The organism is Nonomuraea spiralis, assembly GCF_014648435.1.
GTDB lineage: Bacteria > Actinomycetota > Actinomycetes > Streptosporangiales > Streptosporangiaceae > Nonomuraea > Nonomuraea spiralis.
The window spans coordinates 1-17,072 of the sequence record NZ_BMRC01000016.1 but is presented as its reverse complement, the minus strand read 5'-3'; the positions used below and the strand labels follow the sequence as shown (position 1 = coordinate 17,072).

Here is a 17,072-nt window from a genome sequence, read left to right as displayed (position 1 = left end):
CCATGCTGACGGGCACGTTCCGTTCGCCGACCAGCGAGGGGCGGCCCGCCTTGCCGGCACCATCGCCAGGGCCTCCACCAAATACCCGCCTTGCGTGGATGCCCCCGCCGGGGCATCCACCGACCCTCACCTCGGAAGGATCGCCGACAGGCATCCACCACCCCGACGTCGGCGGAATCGCCGACCGGGCACCCGCCGACCCCCTCCTTGGAAGGACTGCCGATGCGGCTGGATGGTGTTCTCTTCTTTCCCGTGACCCCCTTCGACGGCAACGGCGCCGTCGCCGAGGCGGTGCTGGCCAAGCACGTCTCCGACGGGGTCGCCGCCGGAGCGGGAGGAGTGTTCGCCGCCTGCGGTACCGGCGAGTTCAACGCCCTCGACCTCACCGACTACACCAAGGTCATGACCACGTCGGTCGCGGCGACGCAGGGCCGCGTGCCCGTGTTCGGAGGCGCGGGCGGACCGCTCCCCATGGCCAGGGCCATCGCACGGGCCGCCGCCGACAGCGGCGCCGACGGGTTGCTGCTGCTGCCCCCGTACCTGGTCAGCGCCCCGCCGTCCGGCCTGGTGAGGTACGTACGCGAAGTGGCGGCCGCCACCGACCTCCCGGTCATCATCTACCAGCGAGGGAACGCGCGCTTCTCCCCCGCCGCCGTGGCCGAGCTCGCCGCGCTGCCGAACGTGATCGGCTTCAAGGACGGTCTCGGCGACCTCGACCTGCTCCAGCGCATCATCCTGACCGTCCGGGCCGCCGCGCCCAGCGGGGAGTTCACGTTCTTCAACGGCCTGCCCACCGCCGAGCTGACCGTACCGGCCTACCGCGGCCTCGGCGTGAACCTGTACTCCAGCGCCGTCTTCGCCTTCGCCCCCGAGATCGCGCTGGCCTTCCACAAGGCGGTGACCAGCGGGGACGACGCACTCGTACGCCGCCTGCTGACCGGTTTCTACCTGCCGCTGGTGGAACTGCGCGACCTGGTGCCGGGGTACGCGGTATCGCTGGTCAAAGCAGGCGTACGCCTACGAGGCCTGGACGTGGGCGGCGTACGCGCCCCCCTGACGGACCTCACCCCCGACCACCTGACCACCCTGCGACACCTCACAACCACCGGCCTACACCTCGCCACCACCTGACGGGGTCAGCGAGTCGGTCCCATCGAGCAGCTATTCAGTAGCCCTCGATGAGTGAGCCCTCCCACCACCCAGGCCACCTTGAGCCCTGAGGTCAGAACGCGCCCCAGCCCGCGCCCACCGCATACCCTCACGCCCCATCACCCCCGCGACCTCGCCCCCAGGCCCAGGCCCAGCCGCAAGCTCAGGCGCAGACGCAGACGCAGGCACAGGGCTCGCTCCCGCCCCCATCGAGCCGAGCCCCCACCTCCCAAGGACACTCTCAGCATCACCCTGCCTGCAGTCCCCCATCGACCCGGCGCGGGATCCCGAGCGGGTTGCCCTCCTTCAGCTCCTCAGGCAGCAACACCTCCGGCCAGTCCTGATACGCCGTAGGCGCAACCCACCGCCCGATGGCCGCCGCCCCCACGGACGTGAACGCCGACGTCGAAGCCGGCCACGGCCCCCCGTGATGCATCGCCCAGCAGACCGCCACCCCCGTCGGCCACCCGTTCCAGATCAGCCGCCCCGCCTTCCGCCCGAGCACCTCGACGACCTCCTCGGCCTCATCCGGATCACTGCCATGAACAGTCGCCGTCAACGCCCCTTCCAGCCGCTCCAACACCCTCCGCAGCTCCGAAATATCCCGATAAGTCACCACAACAGCCGCCGGCCCGAAACACTCCTCCGCAATCCCCGGCAACCTCTCCCCGAACGACTCCAGATCCGTCGTGAACACCTTGGGCGCCACCGCCCAGGCCCCCTCCCCCGGCTTCCCCTCGGCCAGCAACCGCAGCTCGCCGAGCCGTCCGAGCCCTCCCAGATACCCGTCCCTGATCCGTTCGGCCAGCATGGGCCCGGTCGCGGCGGTCCCCTCGATCGCCGCGACCAGCGCCTCGCGCAGCTCGTCGTCCTCGGGCACGAACATGAGCCCCGGATTCGTACAGAACTGCCCGACCCCCAGCGTCAGCGACGCCGCGAACCCGCTCGCCACCTCCTTCGCCGGCGCCGACGGCAGCACCACCACGGGATTGACGCTGCCCAATTCGCCATAGAACGGGATGGGCGTCTCCCGCTCGTCGATCAGCTTCCGGATCGCCTTGCCGCCCGCCACCGACCCGGTGAACCCGGCCGCGACCACCCGCGGATGCCATACCAGATCGACGCCTGCCTGCATCCCCTGCACCAGCCCGAGCAGGTCCGGATATGGCAGGGCATTCCGTACGATCTTCGCCACCCGCTCGGACGTGTTCGGATGCCCCGGATGCGCCTTGACCACCACGGCACACCCGGCGGCCAGCGCCGAGGCGGTGTCGCCACCCGCCACCGAGAACGCGAACGGGAAGTTGCTCGCCGCGAAGACGGCGACGACACCGGGCAGCGGATGGTTCATCCGCCGCACGTCCGGCCGCGGCGGGGTGAGCGCGGGGTCGGCGTGGTCGATGACGGCCTCCAGGTAGCCGCCGTCCCGGACGACCTGGGCGAAGAGCCTGAACTGGCCGGCCGTACGCGCCACCTCGCCGCGCAGCCGTATCTCTCCGAGGGCGGTCTCCTGGTCGGCGAGTTGCCACAGTTCGTCCACGTGCGCGGTGAGCGCGTCGGCGACGGCCTCCAGCGCCAGCGCCCGTTCGTCCGCAGGGGTCGCCCGCCACGCGGCGCCGGCCGCCGCCGCCGCGGAGACGATCAGACCGACCCCGGCGCTGTCGGTCTCGGGCACGGCGCTGCCCACGGTCTCACCGGTCCTGGGGTCGTATCCGTAGATCATCACATGGCCCTTCGCAGTCTTGACACTGTCTGAGCCCGATTCTTACAGTGGCGGCAACCTGTCCACAAATCTGGCATTTGTTCACATATATGGACGGCGGTTCTGAAATGATCATCCGGCAGATCCACGTCACCCCCGTCGCCTTCCGGGATCCGCCCCTCCTGAACGCCGCCGGAGTGCACGAACCATGGGCCCTGCGCACCATCGTCGAGATCGTCACGGACGAGGGCATCTCGGGACTCGGCGAGACCTACGGCGACCTCGGCCACCTCACCAAGGTCCGCGAGTGCGCACAGGTCCTGCTCGGCCTCGACGTCCATGCCACCAACGAGATGTACGCCCGCGTCTCGGCGACCGTCGGCGACGTCGTTACCGACCTGCACGGCCTGACCGGCGTCGCCACCAAGGAGAAGAGCGTCGACCGGGTCTTCTCCCCCTTCGAGGTGGCCTGTCTGGACATCCGCGGCAAGGCGGCCGGCGTACCGGTCGTGGACCTGCTCGGCGGACGCGTCCGCGACGCCGTCCCCTACAGCGCGTACCTCTTCTACAAATGGGCGGCCCACCCCGGCGCCGACCCCGACCGCTTCGGCCCGGCCCTCGACGAGGCGGGCCTGGTGGCACAGGCAGCCCTCCTGATCAAGGAGTACGGCTTCTCCTCGATCAAGCTGAAGGGCGGCGTGCTGCCGCCCGACCAGGAGATCGCCGGCATCCGGGCCCTGCACGCGGCATTCCCCGGGATCCCCCTCCGCCTGGACCCCAACGCCGCCTGGACCGTCGAGACCTCCATCCGCGTCGGCCGCGAACTCGACGGCGCCCTCCAGTACCTGGAGGACCCCACACCGGGCATCTCGGGCATGGCGGAGGTGGCCGCGGCCGTCCCGATGCCCCTTGCCACGAACATGTGCGTCGTCACCCCCGAACACCTGCCCCCCGCCATCTCCGCCCGCGCGATCGGCGTGCTCCTGCTGGACCACCACTATTGGGGCGGCCTCGTACGATCGGCGCACATCGCCACGGTCTGCGGCACCTTCGGCCTGGACCTGTCGATGCACTCCAACTCCCATCTCGGCATCAGCCTGGCCGCGATGACCCATCTCGCCGCCGCCACCCCGAACCTGACCTTCGCCTGCGACACCCACACCCCCTGGCAGGACGGCCAGGACGTGGTGCTCCCCGGCAGCCTGCGCTTCACCGACGGCGCCGTACCGGTCCCCGCGGGCCCCGGCCTCGGCGTCGAACTGGACCGCGACGCACTGGCGATCATGAACGAGCAGTACGAGACGTGCGGCGTCCGGGCCCGCGACGACACCACCTACATGCGGCGTTTCGAGCCCACTTTTTCTACGAGGAGACCCCGCTGGTGAACGTCGCCTACGTCTATCCCTGGGACGTCGTCGGCGACCCGACGGCCCCCACCCGCCTCGCCGAACTGGGCGTGGACACGATCGCCCTGGCGGCCGCCTATCACTCCACCCGCGCCGTCACCCCGTACCACCCCGCACACCGCGTACTGGACGTCCCCCACCCTGCCTTCTACCTGCCGATCCGCCTGCACACCTGGTCCCGCCTGGTCCCCGCCGCTCCCACCTGGACCCCGCCGGACGCCTATCTCCAGGCCCAGACGGCCCTGCGCCGGGCCGGCCTGAAGGTCCACGCCTGGATCGTCCTCACCCACAACTCCTACCTGGGCACCCGGTTCCCCGACCTGGTCGTACGCAACGCCTTCGGCGACCCCTACCCGTACGCCCTATGCCCCGCCCACGAGGACGTCCTGGAGTACTGCGAGACCCTCGTCACGGAAACCCTCACCCTGGCCGAACCGGACGGCCTGATCCTGGAGGCCTGCGGACCGATGGGGTTCACCCACCAGAGCATCCACGAGAAGACCTCCGGCGCCGACTGGACCCCCACCGACACCGACCTCCTCTCCCTCTGCTTCTGCAGAACCTGCACCCCCCACTACCCCTCAGAAACCGCCCCTCGAATCCGCACAATCCTCGACCACCCAGCAACCACCTCACCCGAAACCGACCCCTATCCCCCCAAGGCCGACACGATGGACCACGCCCTCGGCCCGCTGACCGACGAGGTACGTGCGATCCGCGTGCGACTGTCAGCTGCCCTCCGCCACCGTCTGCTCTCCGCCGCCCGCACAACGGCCCCGACCACGCCGATCACCCTGCACGCCAACCCGACCCCCTGGGCGACCGGCCCCTTCGCCGCCCTCCCCGACGGCGACCCAGACCTGGACGTCCTCGTAGGCAACTGCTGGGGCGACACCACCACAGACGCCGCCCGCCTCACCGCCTTGGCGAACCTGTGCACCCCTGGCCAACGAGTAGGCGCCTACGTCCTGGCCCTCCCACCCCGCCCGGCCGACGCAACCACCCTGACTGAGCACCTGAAGGCCTACGCCCACGCCGGCGCCTCAGAATTCCACCTCTACCACGCAGGTCTGGCCTCCCCTCAGCGCCTCTCAGCCCTCACAAACGCCCTACGCCATCTCCCCTGACCTCAACACCAACAAAGCTCTGATCGCGCCCATAACGCCAGCAGAGACCCCAGCCCAGGACATGCGGCCCCTCCCCCCCCGATGAGCGCCCCGAGCATCGAGGCCCGAACCACGAGCCACCACAAACTCCCCCACGCAACTGCCTTGAAGAGCGCCTAAGCCACCCGAATCAGCTACGCACGCATCACAGGACACCGACCAACATTCGGAACAGATCGAGCCCCATACCCAGCCGCCTACCCGAAGCGTCTAACTCACCGATCACCAGCAGCACCGGATCAGCTGACCACCAGATACACACCCATCAGCACGTGCCCCACATCAACGCCCGAGGCCCAGACACGCACCTGCCTAGATCGCCAACAGCCCGACCGAGGCAGAGACAGGCTCAACGGCTGACCGACAACCCGCCAACGGTGAAGATCAGCCGCAGACGCAACCCCAACACCCGCCGCTTTTAGGAAAGCCCGCAGCCGGCCCGACCAGAAACGGCAGCAACGCAGCGGAAGCAGACTCCTCACCCACCGAACAGCCCACCCCTCAGATCAAGCCGCCCCCTACCGGACGTCGACGTCGCAACCTGCATCGCAGCCCAGCACCGAAGATCACCCACCCGAGCAGCCCGCCACCCGCCGTACCCGACGACCGACACACCACCCAGTCCCAGCAATGTCCCCGGCCCAGGACTGGGCTCCTGCCGTCCCAACCCCACCACCAGCTCCGACGGCACTCAATCCAACATCGCAAGCCACTTCAGGTGCGCTCCCCCGAACGGCCCCCTTCGCGCCCCCACCTCATCCATCAACCACCGCGCACTCTCTTCCGCCCGAGCTACCAACTCCGGCGGATACCCCAGCAGCACCTGATGCTCGGCGAACTCGTCCTCATCATCGAGAATGAGCCGCCCGTCCCGCATCCTGATCACGTCGAGATCGAGGTCCAACATGGTGACCTCGTCATCACGCCACTCTGGAACCGTGGTGACGTCCACGTAGACCTCACTACGATGCGGCGCCGCATTGAACGATGCCGTCCACCAGGCATCCCGCGGGAAGAGCATGATCGCGTGGGTCTCCCACTTGACGGCCGGCCCTTCCCCCTTCCGCGCGACCGTCCCTCCCGGCACCGCCACCCAGATCCCGTGCTGATCATCCCCAAGCACCCTGCCCGGATGGTTCCAGTGCAGAGCCCCGCCATACTTCCGAAACACCACACGCACATCACTCATGAGACAAATCTACTTTTCCGCCCACCTCCACCACGAGGCCATTAGCCCCACCACCACATCCCCCACGCGCACCCCTCACCACCGCATCCCAAACTCCGAACACCGCACCTCAGACGCCCCCAACCAGGCAAGCCACCCGAGCGCCTCTGAATACACCTCGAAGCATCGACTACACACGACCACCAAGGCTCGCCAGCGACGCGACCCGCCCCGCCCCTCAACCCCGCCGAGGCAACCCCTCGCACGAGGCGCCTCTGTAGCGAGCCGTTCCCACCCGGGGGGCACCCTCCTCCCCGCTCTGCCACTCACCCACACCTCGCCGGCATTCACAAACAACCATCAAGGTGCACCCAAAAAGTCATCGTCACCCAACACGACAAATGCAACGCACCTCCAACAGGCATCCATCAAAGCATTTCACCTCAAAGTGCGCGAATAGCGCCTCCCCAAGTCATCCCGGCAAGCCCCAAGTCACACGAAATATCATCATCCTTCGAAAACAAACTCCAAAAACAGTCAACCTTCAAGATTCACAGACGTATCTCTCAAATAGCCAGGCATTTTCGCCGTTCCCGCCCCGCCCACACACTTCCGCCCCAAGAACACCTCCATAACCCCCTTACAACGACCACCTGATCCCGCTTAGATTGTGACCCGTGGCGAGACGTGGCGAGTTGACCGACAAGGCATGGGAACGAATCGCACCTCTGCTCCCGGTTGCCGCAGGCCCCGGCCGGCCTTGGCGGGGACACAGGCAAGTAGTGAACGGAATCCTGTGGCGCTTCGAGACTGGAGCAACCTGGCGGGAAATCCCAGAGCGCTACGGCCCCTGGCAAACCTGCTACGAACGATTCAAACGCTGGACCGAAGACGGAACCTGGGCACGAGTCCTAGAGGAAGCACAAGCCGAAGACGAGCACGATCCGGCTCCCTCTCCACTTCCACCCCACCCACGCCCATCTAGGATTAGGAAAGATCGGGGACTACCAACTCGAACCCCCGAAAATCCCCCAGAAGGCGCGGAAGAAGATTCTCAATCCGCTGCTACTGAACCGCCCGCGCTCACCAACCCCACCAGCATCAACATAAGGATTCACGCCCACAAAGAGGCGTCCGACTAGTAATCTTCCCCTGAGCGAGCCGGAAACCCGAACAGGGACCGCATTAACCTGTTCAAAGTAGGACAAGTCCGATCCAACACAGGATCCCACAGACACCCGCGCGGGCACTTAGAAACCCCCTCCATTTTGCCCGCGCGGGCACCTACCTTCTTCCTCCACCCGGCCCGCGTGGGCACCACCCCTTCATGGGTGCCCACGCGGGCCGGCTCTCGCACACAGCATTTCCGTGCCGCACTCAAGTGCTCTGTTACCGGACAAATACCCTCTGCCAGCTCCACCTGTCGCATTGACATCAATGGCGGCCACATCAAGGCGCCAGCACGTCCGCCCCTGACACAGGCCCGGTTCGGTGGCGGCCAAACCCTTCGCAAGCCAGGCCACCGTCCACAGCTTGGCGACGGCCTAACGCCCAACCCTCCGATCAACCTGGCAGATTTCGACCATGGCGCTGCGACTCGTGTTTTCTGATACTCACCAGCCGCGTTCCCTTACATAGATTCTGCGCAGTCAAAGCGTGATCATCACAATTCCTGAGGTACCCAATAGGCGCCAAGCACCCCAGGAAGCCAAAATTGCACTCCATCACACAGAAGGGCACATGGAGAGGATCGCCACAAAGGCCCCACTCCATCCGCGCAACCTACGCCAACCGTCCACCGATCCCTTGAGATACCGCACCGCATCAGAACTCCGGCTCAGAACCCACCGCATCGCCGCCGACAGAACCGACCACTTGAGGTCCACTCGTCACTCGCGAGAAGGCGCCAGCTCCCTACCTGGGCAAGCACGTCCCACCCGACATCTCACATCAGGTTCACCCCGAGTCATCGCCTTGCGGAAACCAGCCCACTCTCGTACGCCGCGATGACCAGCTGTGCTCTGTCGCGCGCCCCCAGCTTCGCCAGCAACCGGCCGATATGCGTCTTAATCGTGGCCACACTTAACCGCAAATGATCAGCGATCTCCCCGTTGGAAAGTCCTTGAGCGATCAACAACAGCACTTCCCGCTCGCGACCCGTCAGCTTTTCGAGCCCCTGCGGCCGCTGCACCACGGGAGTCTTCGTGAATTCCTCGATCAAGCGTCGCGTCACCGTGGGCGCCAGCAGAGCCTCGCCGCTCGCAACCACCCGAACGGCAGCGAGCAGGTCAGCCGGCGGCGTGTCTTTGAGCAGAAACCCGCTCGCCCCAGCCCGAAGCGCATCGTAGACGTACGCGTCAAGATCGAACATGGTTACCACGAGAACTCGCGAGACAGCCCCGATGCGCCGCGTCGCCTCGATGCCATCCATCTCCGGCATGCGAACATCCATCAACACCACATCCGGCCGCCGCTCCAAGACGACCGACACGGCTTCGGAACCGGTCGACGCCTCGCCAACAACCATCAGGTCAGGCTCGGAATCGACCAACATCGTGAAGCTTCCCCTGAGGAGGGCCTGATCGTCAGCGACTACGACCCTGATCACGAGAGCTCCTGATAGGGCAGGCACGCGAACACACGGAAGCCCCTTCGCGGCAGATTCCCCGCTTCGAACACCCCGCCGTACATCATGACCCGCTCCCGCATCCCAATAAGTCCGTGACCGGCGCCGTCCGGGGACAACGAGCGCTTGCCCGGCCCTTCGTCGATCACCTCGATGCGTACCTCACCCTCCTCTGCGGCAACGGACACCCGGCACCGAGTGGGCGAGGCGTGCTTGACCACGTTTGTGAGCGCCTCCTGCACGAGGCGATAGACAGACAGCTCCACACCGTCAGGCAACCGTCTCCCTCCCGCCACAGTGGCTTCTCGATCTCCGCCCACTCCAGGCACGGAGGTGGCTCCCCCCGACAGGTCTTCGTGCGGCCCACAGTCGCCGTTCGGAGGCATGGCGCGCGGCCCTTCACAAGGCTCCTCTTCTTCACGCGACGACCTGTCTGCCCGGCCACGTGACGTGCTGCCAGCCTGAACACGATCTCCTGGCCGCGTCTCGTCGGTGTCAGCCACCCCGATCCGTAGATCAAGCTCGACCGCAACCCCGGCTTGCCTGGCCTGCTCCGCCAAGCCCTCCAATCCTGCGATCCCCGGCACGGGAGCAAAATCGGGCAGTTGGTTGGAACGCAGCACGCCCAGCAGGTGGCGCATCTCCACCAAGGCACTCCTGCTGGCAGTCTCGATCACGCGGAGGGCGTCATGTGCTTCTTCCGGCCTGGTGGCCAGCACGTGATTGGCCACGCCCGCCTTGACCGCGATCAGTCCTACGCTGTGGGTCACGACATCGTGCAGCTCTCGCGCGATGCGTAACCGCTCCTGCGTCACCGCATGCTCCGCAAATCGCTCGGCATCCCGCGCCGCGTACAGCCGGCGTTCCCGCACAGCCCGCCCTATCGTCCAGGCTCCGCCGAGCGCCGCGATCCCGACCAGCGGTTGGTCGATGTGCACCAGCCAGAACGGAGCGCCCTCGCGTGGCGCTCCCCCTGCCACCACCAGCCCGAGCACACTGATCATGCTCACCACACCGATGGCCGAGGATGGGATCAGGGTTCCCAGCCTGTCGGACATCGCAACGATGTACATCGCAAACGCGGGTGCGATGTAGGCGTACGCCACCGCATCCACCATCGCGGCGGTGACGGCGAGCAACAGCGTGAGACAGAAGACGGGGAGAGGCCAGAGCCTTCGCACCGCCAGCGGCAATCCCAGCCCGCACGGAAGGGCGATCTTCATCCACAGCGGCATATCCGGCGTGGTGACGGCAGCTGTGAAGAACACGAACGCGAACCCCAGCGCCGCCGCCAGATCCAGCATGATCAACTGGCGGCGGCTCCAACGCCTGGCGAAGAAGGGGTGGTTCTCGTTCACGTGTTGAACGGTAGCCGCTCGCCAAGCTGAGCACGTCAACCCAGGGTCTGACCTTGAAGTTCGGACCGTGGTCCGATGCGGCGGCGACCCGGCGTGCCGCATCTTGTTCAGCGTGATCGAACTTCAGCACCTCACCAAGCGGTACGACGACACGCTCGCCGTAGACGATCTGTCCTTCACGGTCGAGCCTGGCCATGTGACGGGCTTCCTCGGCCCCAACGGCGCCGGCAAGTCCACCACGCTGCGCCTGATCCTGGGCCTGGATGCGCCGACCTCCGGCTTGGCCCTGGTCAACGGCCGACGCTATGCCTCTTTGAGGAAACCCATGCACGAGGTGGGGGCGCTGCTCGATGCGGGTGCCGTCCACGGTGGGCGCACCGCCTACAACCATCTGCTCTGCCTGGCCACCACCAACGGCATCGGCACCACAAGGGTGGCTGAGGTCCTTGAACAGGTGGGGCTGACGGATGTGGCGCGAAAACGCGTGGCCGGCTTCTCTCTCGGCATGAAACAGCGGCTCGGTATCGCCGCCGCGTTGCTCGGCGATCCTGGCGTCCTGCTGTTCGACGAGCCGGTCAACGGCCTCGACCCCGACGGCGTGCGCTGGATCCGCGACCTCATGCGTTCGCTGGCCGGCGAGGGAAGGGCGGTCCTGCTCTCCAGTCACCTGATGAGTGAGATGGCGTTGACCGCTGAACGCATCGTGGTCCTCGGCCGAGGGCGGCTGATCGCGCACGCCACGGTAGCCGACTTGACCGCGGGCCATGCCTCACTGGAAGACGCCTACATGGCCCTGACTGCGAGCAGCGTGCAGTTCGGTGCGACGAGATGAAGGCAACCTTGTCGTCCGAGTGGCTGAAGCTCCGGTCGGTGACTTCGACCTGGCACGTGGTGGGGGCTGCCGCACTGATGATGATGCTCGGCGCGGTGTGGGCGGTCTATGTCGGCGGCCTCGCCGACGAACGAGGGTCCGTCCAGGCAGCCGCGCCGGAACAGGGATTCCTGCCACTCCTTCAGATGAGCCTGACCGTCCTGGGCGTACTCGCGATCACATCCGAGTACGCGACAGGAATGATCCGTACCAGTCTCACTGTCGTCCCGCAGCGCCGCACCTTGTTCCTGGCCAAGGCCGTCGTCGTCGGCCTGACCACCTCGACAACGGCGTACGTCGTTCTGCTGGTCACCTATTCGGCGAGCCGCCTGATCGCCGCCGGCCACCGGTTGGGCTTCAACGAGACATCTTTGGCCGATGATCTGCCGATGCTGTTCGCCGCGGGGATCTCGGTGACTGCGCTGGCTTTGGTGGGGCTCGGTCTGGGGGCGGCCATGCGGTCTACGGCGGGGGCGATCGTTTCGGTGGTGACCTTGCTGTTCATCCTGCCCGGCGTCGTCAATTATCTGCCTCCGCCGTGGAGCACGCGTGTTGCCACGTTGCTGCTGCCGAACCTGGTTCCGCAGTTGGCCGGTCATCGCCTCTCGTCACGGCTTGGCGACGGCCTCCTACCGCCATGGGCCGCACTCCTGGCCCTCCTCCTCTATCCGGCCATCGCTCTCATTGTCGGTTTCGTCATGTTCAAGCGGAGGGACGCATGAGTGTTCTCACTTCGGAGTGGCTGAAGGTGCGTTCCGTCCGCTCCTCCTACCTCGTCGTCGGTATCAGCCTCGGCACGATTCTCCTGGGCCTGGCCCTCGCCTCGATGGCGGCCGGCATGTACGACAACGCCTCAGTGGAGCAGCGCGCAAGCGCCCGGGTGGCAGACCTGGAAGAGGTCCTGGTGATCGTGCCGCAGCTCTGTATGGGTGTCCTGGGCACGTTGGTCATCACTTCTGAATACACCACCGGTTTGATCAGAACGAGTCTGACGGTCGTCCCCCGTCGATGGCCGATTCTCGCCGCAAAGGCCGTCGTAGTGGCCGCAGTGAGCCTGGTCATTGGCCCGATTGCAGTGTTCGGAACCTATTTCGTCTCGCGTGGGGTGCTTGGTGACCGCTTCTCCGGCGCCTATCTGGTCCCGTTTACGGACAAGCTACCGTTCCTGCTCGTCACCGGTCTCACGGTGACGGTCTTCGCTCTGTTGGGCCTGGGCTTGGGCGCGTTTCTGCGTTCCGCTGCAGGCGCGATCACCTTGCTGGTGGGGCTTGTCTATGTGATCCCGATGATCGTGGGCAACATCCCGGAACCCTGGAGCGAACGGCTGGGCTCGGTCATGATCGGCGCGCTGGCCCGAGAGATCACCGGCGACCTCATCACCACTTCGGTGTACGGCTCACTGCTGTCTCCTCCAGCGGCCGTCGCCGTATCGGTGGCGTACGCGGTTCTTCCCTTGCTGGCCGCCGTCTGGCTCATTCGCAGGAGGGACGCTTGAGTTGCGCGTTCTAGGGGCCTTGGTACGGCGTGTCCGCCGCCGTCCGGCAAGCCATGACATCTTCCGCAGGCGCCCTCGGTCAGAACAGATAGCCATCGCGGGTCTCCGTACCCAGCGAGGGCCGATGCGGCAGAGGTTCGGTCCGCAACCGCTGGTACGGCAGGCTCAGGCGCCTGCCGTACCACCCAGAGGCTCAGACTTCGAGCACGACAGGGATGATCATGGGACGGCGACGATAGGTGTCGCTGACCCACCGGCCGACCGTGCGACGCACGACTCGGCGGATCTCCTGCATGTCGACCACACCGTCTGCGGCCTTCTCCTGGAGCGCCCTTTCGATCTGCGGAATGAACTCCTCGAACTGGGCCGGATCGATGCCGGACCCACGCGCGTGGATCTCGGGGCCGGCGGTGAGTTTCCCAGTGGCGGAGTCGACCACGACGACCACCGAGATGAATCCTTCGTCGCCGAGAATCCTTCGATCCTTCAGCGAGGTGTCGGTGATCTCGCCGACCGAGGTGCCGTCAACATAGACGTACCCGGCGTGAACCGCTCCCACGATCCTCGCTCTGCCGTCGACCAGGTCCACCACGACGCCGTCCTCGGCGATCACGATGTGGTCGTCCGGAACACCGGTGAGCGCGGCAAGCTTGGCGTGCGCCCGCAGGTGTCGCCATTCCCCGTGCACCGGCATGAAGTTCGAGGGACGGGTCAGGTTGAGGACGTAAAGCAGCTCGCCGGCGGCCGCGTGTCCGGACACGTGCACCTTGGCGTTGCCCTTGTGCACGACGCGGGCGCCCCACCTGGTGAGCCCGTTGATCACCTTGTTGACCGCGGTCTCGTTCCCCGGTACCAGGGACGAGGCCAGCAACACGGTGTCGCCCTCGGCGATGCGGATCGGGTGATCGCGGTTGGCCATCCTCGACAGCGCCGCCATCGGCTCGCCTTGGGAGCCGGTGCAGACCAGCACCACGTCCTCCGGCGGCCACTCCTCGATGTCACGCGAGTCGACGATCAGCTCCGGCGGCACCTTGAGGTAGCCCAGATCGCGGGCCACCCCCATGTTCCGCACCATCGACCGTCCTACCAGGGCGACCTTGCGGCCGTGCTTGGCCGCGGCGTCCATGACCTGCTGGATGCGGTGCACGTGCGAGGCGAAGCTGGCCACGATCACGCGCTGCTCGGAAGTGCGGATCACCTCGTCGATGACCGGCGCGATCTCCCGCTCACTGGTGACGAAGCCCGGCACCTCGGCATTGGTGGAGTCCGACATCAGCAGGTCGACACCCTCGGTGCCGAGCCTGGCGAAACCGCCGAGGTCGGTGAGCCGGCCGTCGCTCGGCAACTGGTCCATACGGAAGTCGCCGGTGTGCAGGACGATGCCGGCAGGCGTCCTGATCGCCACGGCCAGCGCGTCCGGAATCGAGTGGTTCACCGCGAGGAACTCGCAGTCGAAAGGCCCGAAGACGTGCCGTTCACCCTCGATGACCTCGAGCTTGGTCGGCTGGATCCTGTGCTCCGTCAGTTTGGCCTCGATCAGGGCCAACGTGAGCTTGGATCCGATGAGCGGGATGTTGCGCCGCTCGCGCAGAAGGTAGGGAACCGCCCCGATGTGGTCCTCGTGGGCATGTGTCAGGACGACGGCTTCGATGTCGTCGAGCCTGTCCCTGATGTAATCGAAGTCGGGCAGGATCAGGTCGACGCCCGGCTGGTCGGGCTCGGGGAACAGTACCCCGCAGTCGACGACCAGCAGGCGACCGTCGTACTCGAAGACGGCCATGTTCCTGCCGATCTCACCCAACCCGCCGAGCGCGACGATGCGCAAGCCGCCGTACGGCAGCTCCGGCGGGGGGCCAAGCTCAGGATGCGGATGGCTCATGCCCGGCCCCCATGGTCAAATCGTGTTCTCAAAACTCCCGGTTCCTCCCCGTTCCTATGCGTCCGTCAACTTCACCCCGCCGGCTACCAGGCAAGCACGCAGCTCGGCGATTTGCTTCTCTGTCGCGTCCACGAGCGGCAGGCGTACCGATCCCACCGGCACACCCACCAGACTCAGTGCCGCCTTTGCCATGATCGCGCCACCGGCCTTCAGCATGATCCCGTCCACCACGGGGGCCACCTGGCCGTGTACCGCCAGCGCTTGCCTGACGTCACCGCTCTTGTGCAACGCGATCATGCGAGCCAGTTCGGAGCCCACCACATGTCCGACGACGCTCACGAACCCTGCGGCACCGAGGGACAGCCAGGCCAGGTTGAGCAGGTCGTCACCGGAGTAGAAGACGAGATCGGTCGCCGTCATCACCTGGCTGGCAGCAAAGAGATCGCCCTTCGCGTCCTTCACGGCCACGATGCGGTCGTGCTGCGCCAGCCGAATCAGCGTCTCAGTCTTGATCGGTACGCCGCTGCGTCCCGGGATGTCGTAAAGCATCACCGGCAACTCGGTGGCGTCGGCAACGGCGGTGAAATGCCGATAGAGCCCCTCCTGCGGAGGCTTGCTGTAGTACGGCGTCACCACCAGCAGACCGTGGGCCCCCACCTCCGCCGCCTGCTTGGCAAGCTTGACGCTGTGGCGAGTGTCATTCGTCCCCACGCCGGCCACAACCATCGCGCGATCACCCACAGCCTCCAGGACGGCGGCGACAATCCGTCGCTTCTCATCGTCCGAGGTGGTGGGCGACTCACCCGTCGTCCCGTTGACGATCAAACCATCGTTACGCTGCTCGTCCACCAGAAAGGTGGCCAGGCGCCGTACGCCCGCGTAGTCAACGTCGCCGTCATGGGTGAACGGCGTGACCATCGCGGTCAACATGCGACCGAAGGGTGCGTCGGTGGTTCCAGTTGGCGATGCCATAGTGCGAACGCTACCTGGATTCGGAAAAGCGTTGGACGTCGCCACCCCGCTTTGCCTGCCCAGCGGGGCCATTTGCCCTCATTCGCGGGCATCTGGAGGGCCCAGGTGACAAGGATGACCGCTTGCGGTGACTCAACCTGCTCCGCCGGCGATCACCCCGGCTGCCGCCAAGCCCACATCCCCCTCTCCCTTGGCCTGACCTCTCCCTCGGTATCCGTCGTGACCCACTCTCATCGCCCAGAACGGGACCTCAAGGCGAGAGCAGCAACCGTCAATCAAGCCCTACCGGGGCAGTTCGATCTGATATCTGATGAAACCCCTGTTCTCGGCGACCTTGTCGTACAGACGACGCGCGGTGCTGTTCGACTCATGAGTGTTCCAGTAGACCCGGGAGCAACCGCGATCACGAGCCCAGTCTGCGACGGCCTCGATCAGCATGCGCCCCACTCCCCTGCCCCGGACGTCGGAGGCGGTGAACAGATCCTGGAGATAGCAGACGTCGGCGTCAGGGGCCGAGGTGCTGGCATGGACCAGGAAGTGCGTGATACCGACGAGTCGACCGTCCAGGCGCGCGCCGAAGGCATGCATGCGGGTGTCCGCCTGAAATTCCTGCCATGCGCGTTCGTACATCTCAGCCGGTTCGACGCGCTGGTAGAAGTCGATGTACGCCCTGAACAGGCCTTCCCACACATCTCGGTCGGACGGCACGAGCTTGCCGATGCTGATCAAATGATCTCCTTAGGGCAAGAGCTGAGGCATCGACCATCCTGGAAACATGGACAAGCAGCCAATGCCTAACACGAGGAAAGCCACAACCTAGGGAGCAGGTGGCCCTTCACAACACAGCCACTTCTTGGCGATACCAGAAGACCACTCTTCCTGACGTCAGACCTGCACCCGCCGTTCACCGCCCTGAACCCAGGCTCCATCAGGCCATCGCTCTGCGCCCCGCCTCACTCGCGGTTGCGTCCACGGGAGTGGTGTACGAGTTTGACCTGGTCAACAGGTGTGTCGTCGTGAAATGATGACGGCCATCGCGTGATCCTTCGAAGGCGCAAACCAAGATCGAAGGAGAACACGTGATGGCCGCAGACAACAGTGTGACGCCCGCGCAGTGGCTGGCGCAGCAGATCGACACCGACGACCCCGACTTGTTGCGATCCATGGTGAAGACCATGGCCGAGACGTTGATGTCAGCCGAGGCCGACAGCATGTGCGGGGCCGGTTATGGCGAGCGCAGCAGCGAGCGGATCAACTCCCGCAACGGCTACCGGCAGCGC

At 66.1% G+C, this 17,072-nt stretch carries 14 protein-coding genes and 1 pseudogene; 8 read left to right on the top strand and 7 right to left on the bottom strand.

The window, feature by feature from the left end; translation table 11 throughout:
- The first annotated feature begins 222 nt into the window (after positions 1–222).
- The gene (locus IEZ27_RS33150) at positions 223–1,131 is read left to right on the top strand and encodes a 5-dehydro-4-deoxyglucarate dehydratase (RefSeq protein ID WP_189650865.1); all 909 of its coding nucleotides are present in this window, start codon (positions 223–225) and stop codon (positions 1,129–1,131) included.
- A 265-nt stretch (positions 1,132–1,396) separates the two neighbouring features.
- On the opposite strand, the gene IEZ27_RS33145 is transcribed toward IEZ27_RS33150, so the two are convergent.
- A complete protein-coding gene (locus tag IEZ27_RS33145) occupies positions 1,397–2,872 on the bottom strand; it encodes an aldehyde dehydrogenase (NADP(+)) (RefSeq protein WP_189650864.1) in 1,476 nt (491 codons plus the stop codon).
- A gap of 107 nt (positions 2,873–2,979) precedes the next feature.
- On the opposite strand from IEZ27_RS33145, the gene IEZ27_RS33140 reads away from it, so the two are divergent.
- Positions 2,980–4,236: a glucarate dehydratase family protein gene (locus IEZ27_RS33140; RefSeq protein WP_189650863.1), complete on the top strand. Its 1,257-nt coding sequence runs from the start codon at positions 2,980–2,982 to the stop codon at positions 4,234–4,236.
- Complete coding sequence (locus IEZ27_RS33135) at positions 4,233–5,384, top strand: hypothetical protein (protein WP_189650862.1); 1,152 nt, start codon at positions 4,233–4,235, stop codon at positions 5,382–5,384. Before IEZ27_RS33140 ends, IEZ27_RS33135 begins: the two co-directional genes overlap by 4 nt.
- Positions 5,385–6,114: 730 nt before the next feature.
- On the opposite strand, the gene IEZ27_RS33130 is transcribed toward IEZ27_RS33135, so the two are convergent.
- Positions 6,115–6,612, bottom strand: coding sequence for a DUF402 domain-containing protein (locus IEZ27_RS33130; RefSeq protein ID WP_125633774.1), 498 nt, complete (start codon positions 6,610–6,612; stop codon positions 6,115–6,117).
- A 656-nt stretch (positions 6,613–7,268) separates the two neighbouring features.
- On the opposite strand from IEZ27_RS33130, the gene IEZ27_RS55625 reads away from it, so the two are divergent.
- Positions 7,269–7,733, top strand: coding sequence for a transposase (locus IEZ27_RS55625; RefSeq protein WP_379478616.1), 465 nt, complete (start codon positions 7,269–7,271; stop codon positions 7,731–7,733).
- Between the two features lie 824 nt (positions 7,734–8,557).
- On the opposite strand, the gene IEZ27_RS33120 is transcribed toward IEZ27_RS55625, so the two are convergent.
- Both IEZ27_RS33120 and IEZ27_RS54265 read right to left on the bottom strand, forming a co-directional pair.
- Positions 8,558–9,199 carry a response regulator gene (locus IEZ27_RS33120; protein WP_189650861.1) on the bottom strand — a complete coding sequence of 214 codons (642 nt, stop codon included), beginning with the start codon at positions 9,197–9,199 and terminating at the stop codon, positions 8,558–8,560.
- A complete protein-coding gene (locus IEZ27_RS54265) occupies positions 9,196–10,575 on the bottom strand; it encodes a histidine kinase (RefSeq protein WP_229824577.1) in 1,380 nt (459 codons plus the stop codon). Before IEZ27_RS54265 ends, IEZ27_RS33120 begins: the two co-directional genes overlap by 4 nt.
- A gap of 112 nt (positions 10,576–10,687) precedes the next feature.
- Here IEZ27_RS54265 and IEZ27_RS33110 point away from each other — a divergent pair.
- The 3 genes and pseudogenes from IEZ27_RS33110 to IEZ27_RS33100 all read left to right on the top strand — a co-directional run.
- Positions 10,688–11,335, top strand: a pseudogene (locus IEZ27_RS33110) (ABC transporter ATP-binding protein); the annotation flags it as partial.
- A gap of 68 nt (positions 11,336–11,403) precedes the next feature.
- Positions 11,404–12,168 (top strand): ABC transporter permease subunit, encoded by a 765-nt coding sequence (locus tag IEZ27_RS33105; protein WP_189650859.1) that lies wholly within the window; start codon positions 11,404–11,406, stop codon positions 12,166–12,168.
- Positions 12,165–12,941, top strand: a complete 777-nt coding sequence (locus tag IEZ27_RS33100) for an ABC transporter permease subunit (RefSeq protein ID WP_189650858.1) — start codon at positions 12,165–12,167, stop codon at positions 12,939–12,941. Before IEZ27_RS33105 ends, IEZ27_RS33100 begins: the two co-directional genes overlap by 4 nt.
- Before the next feature lie 193 nt (positions 12,942–13,134).
- Here IEZ27_RS33100 and IEZ27_RS33095 read toward each other — a convergent pair whose 3' ends face one another.
- The 3 genes from IEZ27_RS33095 to IEZ27_RS33085 all read right to left on the bottom strand — a co-directional run bounded on the left by IEZ27_RS33095 (position 13,135) and on the right by IEZ27_RS33085 (position 16,521).
- The gene (locus IEZ27_RS33095; protein ID WP_189650857.1) at positions 13,135–14,820 is read right to left on the bottom strand and encodes a ribonuclease J; all 1,686 of its coding nucleotides are present in this window, start codon (positions 14,818–14,820) and stop codon (positions 13,135–13,137) included.
- Positions 14,821–14,874: 54 nt separating this feature from the next.
- Positions 14,875–15,792 (bottom strand): 4-hydroxy-tetrahydrodipicolinate synthase, encoded by a 918-nt coding sequence (gene dapA / locus IEZ27_RS33090; RefSeq protein ID WP_189650856.1) that lies wholly within the window; start codon positions 15,790–15,792, stop codon positions 14,875–14,877.
- 282 nt (positions 15,793–16,074) lie between these two features.
- A complete protein-coding gene (locus tag IEZ27_RS33085) occupies positions 16,075–16,521 on the bottom strand; it encodes a GNAT family N-acetyltransferase (protein WP_125633788.1) in 447 nt (148 codons plus the stop codon).
- 353 nt (positions 16,522–16,874) lie between these two features.
- Here IEZ27_RS33085 and IEZ27_RS33080 point away from each other — a divergent pair.
- The coding region (locus IEZ27_RS33080; protein WP_229824576.1) for a transposase at positions 16,875–17,072 on the top strand (198 nt) is incomplete at its 3' end.

What these genes read in the sequence shown, in the direction of transcription:
- IEZ27_RS33150 (WP_189650865.1), top strand. Translation starts at nt 223, where the DNA reads ATGCGGCTGGATGGTGTTCTCTTCTTTCCCGTGACCCCCTTCGACGGC.
- IEZ27_RS33145 (WP_189650864.1), bottom strand. Translation starts at nt 2,872, where the DNA reads ATGATCTACGGATACGACCCCAGGACCGGTGAGACCGTGGGCAGCGCC.
- IEZ27_RS33140 (WP_189650863.1), top strand. Translation starts at nt 2,980, where the DNA reads ATGATCATCCGGCAGATCCACGTCACCCCCGTCGCCTTCCGGGATCCG.
- IEZ27_RS33130 (WP_125633774.1), bottom strand. Translation starts at nt 6,612, where the DNA reads ATGAGTGATGTGCGTGTGGTGTTTCGGAAGTATGGCGGGGCTCTGCAC.
- IEZ27_RS33105 (WP_189650859.1), top strand. Translation starts at nt 11,404, where the DNA reads ATGAAGGCAACCTTGTCGTCCGAGTGGCTGAAGCTCCGGTCGGTGACT.
- IEZ27_RS33100 (WP_189650858.1), top strand. Translation starts at nt 12,165, where the DNA reads ATGAGTGTTCTCACTTCGGAGTGGCTGAAGGTGCGTTCCGTCCGCTCC.
- IEZ27_RS33095 (WP_189650857.1), bottom strand. Translation starts at nt 14,820, where the DNA reads ATGAGCCATCCGCATCCTGAGCTTGGCCCCCCGCCGGAGCTGCCGTAC.
- dapA (WP_189650856.1), bottom strand. Translation starts at nt 15,792, where the DNA reads ATGGCATCGCCAACTGGAACCACCGACGCACCCTTCGGTCGCATGTTG.